Raw genomic sequence first — 4,730 nt, 5'->3', positions numbered from 1 at the left:
AGTCATCGCCAGCAACGATGCCAGACCTGCCACCAGTAACCATTTCCTTTTACTCATGTTTCTCCTCCTCGACTCCCTTTCTTTCCGGATGCCTCAATCTGCATCCCTGTCCTGTGTTCCTATTAACCTATACGATGTCGGAGCAAAGGTATCACACGCAAATATTCAAGCGCAACGTGGACAGTGCAGTTGGGAGTGAGGCTGGTGAAGAGTGACAGGGCAAGGGGAGACTCTTCCTGACGAGACCGACCGGAGATGATGCATACCTTGCTTAACTGACCTCTTCCTATTTATTGTGCACCGGTACCGTCATTACATACCGCGCGGCCAAGGGGGTTATCTCTCCACTGATGACATTGACAAACGCGGTCAGCAGGGATAAAGTGTACTTCCGTGCCTGATGGACTGACCGGAGGCGAGTAACATGTCGATTGGAGCGTGCCGATGACAGTAAGGATTGTGACTGATAGTGTTTCCGACATACCCCCACAAGTGGTCCGGGAGCTGGGTATAACAATCGTCCCTCTACACGTTCGATTCGGGACCGAGGTCTACCGTGACGGCGTGGACCTTACTCCAGACCAGTTCTTTGACAGACTGGAGCGGTCTGAGACACTGCCGGTCACTTCGGTACCATCGCCGGGGGCATTCGCCGAAGCATACGATGCACTGGCTGAAGAAACGGACCAGATTCTGGCCATCACTGTTACTGCCAAGCTCAGTGGAACGCATGAAGTAGCCCTTCAGAGCACAGGGCTGATGAAGAGGAAATGCCGGGTAGAAGTCGTTGATTCCAGAATGGCAGTCATGGCACAAGGGTTTGTAGTTATCAATGCCGCGCGGGCAGCCCAATCGGGAGCCAGCATGGAAGAAATCCTGGATATAGTCAACCGCAGTATCCCGCGTGTACATTTCCGTGCGGCTTTTGACACTCTCGAGTATCTACAGCGAGGCGGACGTATTGGCAAGGCACAAGCATTACTGGGTTCAATACTCAAGGTGAACCCCGTAATCGGTATGAAGGACGGCGAGGTGTACCCTTTTGGCAGGGAACGCTCGCGAGCCAGGGCAATAGACCACCTGTATCATTTTGCCATGAGCTTTGACCACATTGAGGAGATAGCTGTAGAGTACGCCACTGCGCGTGACGAGGCGGAGATGCTTGTTGAACGGCTGGCCAGCCGGTTTCCCAGGGAGCGCATACTCCTTTCCAGAGCGAGCCCCGTAATCAGCACTCACACCGGCCCCAGCCTGCTCATCGTGTCAGTGATGGGAGACAGTAAGGAATAGCAGGCTCGTAAACCACTTTTCTCATGGCCGATGCCGGGTCCTCTTGAATCTCTTAGCTAAGGGCAGCGCCAGCCCACTGCCAGCCCACTGACAGCCCACTGCCAGCCCCACACTACCTCCCCCTCCAAAATCGTGGTAATATACCACTCTATCCACGCTGAATACATCAATGGCTGCGACCTGCAGGCCGTATGATATGATTGAAAGAGATGTTCATATTCAACTACGAAACCATAGTAGACCCAATATTGAGAGATGTCAGGCAGTCCATAGCGCGGTTCGCCGGTATGAATGCCGGCAACAGGGTGCTGGATGTCTGCTGCGGGACCGGGGCGCAGGTCCTGGAATACGGGCGACATGGTATCTGCGCCACAGGGATAGACATACACCCGAAGATGTTGAATGTGGCTGCGAAGAACAGGCAGAGACAGGGTCTGGCAAACACTTCCTTCCAGCTAGGTGATGCAGCAAGCCTTCCTTATCCAGACGGTTACTTCGACTATGCATCCATATCTTTTGGACTGCATGATAGGGACAAGGCCAGTCAGGACAAAGCTGTTTCTGAAATGAAGAGGGTTGTCAGACAGGAGGGAGCCCTGGTCTTCATAGATTTTCAGGTCCCCCTGCCCGGGAATATCTGGGCAAGGTTAGCAAGGGTTGTAGAATTCCTTGCCGGTGGGTCCCACTATCGAGGGTTCAAGGGCTATCTGAAGAACGGTGGGTTAGAGGAGATACTCAGGAATCACCGTCTACGTGAAGAGTGCCGGACCTGTCTCAAGAGCGGACTGGTATTAATCCTCAAAGCAAAAACCGACTGAGCCTGCGCCTCTATTCCAGGACAACCTTGTCCCGATACCCGGGCACCGATGTTTCCCAGCCTGTCTCCTGTTTCAGGAAATGAGCAAAGTCATGGGCCGCTTCTTTTTCACCATGGACAACGAATACCTGCCGGGGTGCTCTCTTCAACACGGACAGCCATCTGAAGAGCTGGTCCCGGTCGGCATGTGCGGAAAAGCCGTTTAGCCGGGTTATTCTCGCCTGGACAGGATAGTGCCTCCCCAGTATTCTGACCCTCCTGGCGCCGTCAGTTATACGTCTTCCCAGAGTCCCTTTAGCCTGGTATCCGACAAAGAGCACAGTGCTCTCTGCCCGGGAGATATTGGTTACCAGATGGTGTTTTATCCTGCCGCCAGTACACATGCCGGAGCCGGCAATGACCACCACACTGCCTTTTACACGGTTTATCGCTTTGGATTCACCTACTGTTCTCACCAGTGTCAGGCCTGGCAGGTCAAAGGGCGATTCCCCCTTGCGCAGCAGCGCCAGCATTTCCTCGTCGAACAGCCCCGGATGACGTTCGAATACCTCCGTAATGCGGATTGCCATCGGGCTATCGACGAAAGTCAACAGATGCGGTACATGGTTCTCCAGCAAGAGCTCGTTCAGACAATACAGCACTTCCTGTGCCCTTTCCAGGGCGAAGCTGGGAATAACGATATTGCCTCCGGCATCCACCGTCGAGTTTATCACCTCGGACAATTCGTCGTTGGTGTGTTCTGCATCGGGCAGGAGTCGGTTACCATATGTGGACTCAACGAGTACGTAGTCCGCGTCCTCAAAGGTAGTGGGGTCTCGCAGTATGGGCCGGTCATGCCTGCCGACGTCTCCTGAGAAGAGAATCGTCCTCTCCTCCCGGTTATCCTTTACCCTGACCTTTATCATCGCCGAACCCAGAACATGTCCGGCATCGCGGAACACAGCCTCAACGCCTTCGCCCACTTCTACCTCCTCCCCGTATTCCACGTGAGAGAAGAGAGGGAAAACCGCACTGGCATCATCAGTGGTATACAACGGGACTTCAGGATGTGCGCCACGCCTTCCCTCACGACGATGCCTCCTTACCTTGAACTCAGCATCTTCCTCCTGTATCCTTGCCGAATCCATGAGTATTATTTTAGCGATATCTGCGGTGGCAGCCGTACAGTATATCGGACCATTGAATCCCTCGCGGACCAGCTTGGGCAGTAGCCCGCAATGGTCAAGATGGGCATGCGTTAGGAGGACTGCATCCAGGGCGTCGGGCGAAAAAGGGAAACTATCCCAGTTGCGGTGTATGAATTCTCGCTCCTGATAAATCCCGCAGTCGACCAGTAATCTGACGCCGTTAGTCTCAACCAGAAAACACGAGCCCGTAACATTCTGAGCCGCACCGAGGAAAGATATGTCAATTTTCATGGTCCCTCTATGGGAAGCCCCCCTTTCAGTATCGATGCTGTTCCTGCACCATCTCAATCAATAGTAGCAGACCGCACTAAGCACGGCAAAGTTGCCGGCAGTTCTGTCGCGGTCGTTTGACTGGCCGGCCCTATCGTGCCTATACTAGGGCAAGCGCCTATAGCTCAGTGGATAGAGCATCGGTCTTCATTATTTTAGCCTTCTACTTACCAGGCCGATTTCCATTTTTCCCCGAAGTAGTAGAGAAATCAGCTACTCTATTTACCGCAATAACCGCACTCGCTACCTTGTTACTTGCATATGTCGCCGTCCGGACAATCGAGACTAGTAACGAGTGTAGACCGTCAGCGATAATGGGACACAAAAGGGGTTACGAAAACCGTACAGTTGTGGGGGTGGTGTAAGCTCCGTGTGAGGTAGTAGACTAACCTCAATAAAGAAAGGAGCTAATGTGTCCCAGAAAATCGAAGGTAAAGCTGATGCTGCCGAGGCCAGAACCCATGAAACAAGAGGCTTCATGCAGCAGGTTAGGGTAAAGTCCAGGAGGAAGTACACTCCGGAAGAGAAGGTCCGTATCGTGCTGGAGGGGTTCCGTCGGGAAGTGGCAGTCAATGAACTCTGTCGCCGGGAAGGCATCAAGCCGGGAGTCTACTATGCCTGGACCAAAGACTTCATGGAGGCTGGGAAGGAGCGGCTCACACGGGATACCGTCAGGGATGCCACGCGTCAGGAGATAAACGAGATAAAGCGGGAGAGCACCGAGCTCAAGCACCTGGTGGCTGACCTTTCCCTGGAAGTATACCGTCTGAAAAAAACGGCTATTCCACCGGTGGAGGGCTACAACGGCGACGCCACATGAGCGCCGGGGGCAAAGCTGTAATCCTGGTCAAGGTGGAAAATCAGCCCAGGCACAAGCGGAAGGCGCTGATGGCACTGGGGATACCGAGGAGCAGCTACTATCGGTGGCGGCAGTGGCAACGGTGCGATGGCCTGGAATCCCTCTCAGGAGACAGGGGAAGGCCGTGGAACCGGATCACTCCCGAAGAGGAAAGCAAGATACTAGCGGTAGCCCGGGAGTCTCCTGAGCTCAGCAGCCGGCAACTGGCTGTTTGGATCACAGACAACGCTGGCTTTGCCGTATCCGAATCAACAGTTTACCGCATTCTAAGAAGGGAAGGGCTGGTGAAACGGCTGGAGGTGCAGCT

The 4,730-nt window shown here is 53.9% G+C and carries 5 protein-coding genes; 4 read left to right on the top strand and 1 reads right to left on the bottom strand.

From position 1 onward, the window contains the following. Window positions 1–444: 444 nt before the first annotated feature. Together VMW13_02365 and VMW13_02360 are read left to right on the top strand one after the other, a co-directional pair. On the top strand, window positions 445–1,290 hold the full coding sequence (locus VMW13_02365; protein ID HUV43653.1) for a DegV family protein: 846 nt from the start codon (window positions 445–447) through the stop codon (window positions 1,288–1,290). Between the two features lie 209 nt (window positions 1,291–1,499). After that, window positions 1,500–2,108 carry a methyltransferase domain-containing protein gene (locus VMW13_02360; GenBank protein ID HUV43652.1) on the top strand — a complete coding sequence of 203 codons (609 nt, stop codon included), beginning with the start codon at window positions 1,500–1,502 and terminating at the stop codon, window positions 2,106–2,108. A 10-nt stretch (window positions 2,109–2,118) separates the two neighbouring features. On the opposite strand, the gene VMW13_02355 is transcribed toward VMW13_02360, so the two are convergent. Continuing rightward, window positions 2,119–3,525: an MBL fold metallo-hydrolase gene (locus VMW13_02355; protein ID HUV43651.1), complete on the bottom strand. Its 1,407-nt coding sequence runs from the start codon at window positions 3,523–3,525 to the stop codon at window positions 2,119–2,121. Window positions 3,526–3,976: 451 nt separating this feature from the next. On the opposite strand from VMW13_02355, the gene VMW13_02350 reads away from it, so the two are divergent. Beyond that, a complete protein-coding gene (locus tag VMW13_02350) occupies window positions 3,977–4,384 on the top strand; it encodes a transposase (GenBank protein ID HUV43650.1) in 408 nt (135 codons plus the stop codon). Continuing rightward, window positions 4,381–4,730, top strand: a 350-nt coding sequence (locus VMW13_02345; GenBank protein ID HUV43649.1) for a helix-turn-helix domain-containing protein, incomplete at its 3' end; no start/stop codon positions are given. The genes VMW13_02350 and VMW13_02345, both read left to right, overlap by 4 nt.

The organism is Dehalococcoidales bacterium (genome assembly GCA_035529395.1).
Taxonomy (GTDB): Bacteria; Chloroflexota; Dehalococcoidia; order Dehalococcoidales; family Fen-1064; genus DUES01.
This window is presented reverse-complemented; position numbering and strand designations above follow the sequence as displayed.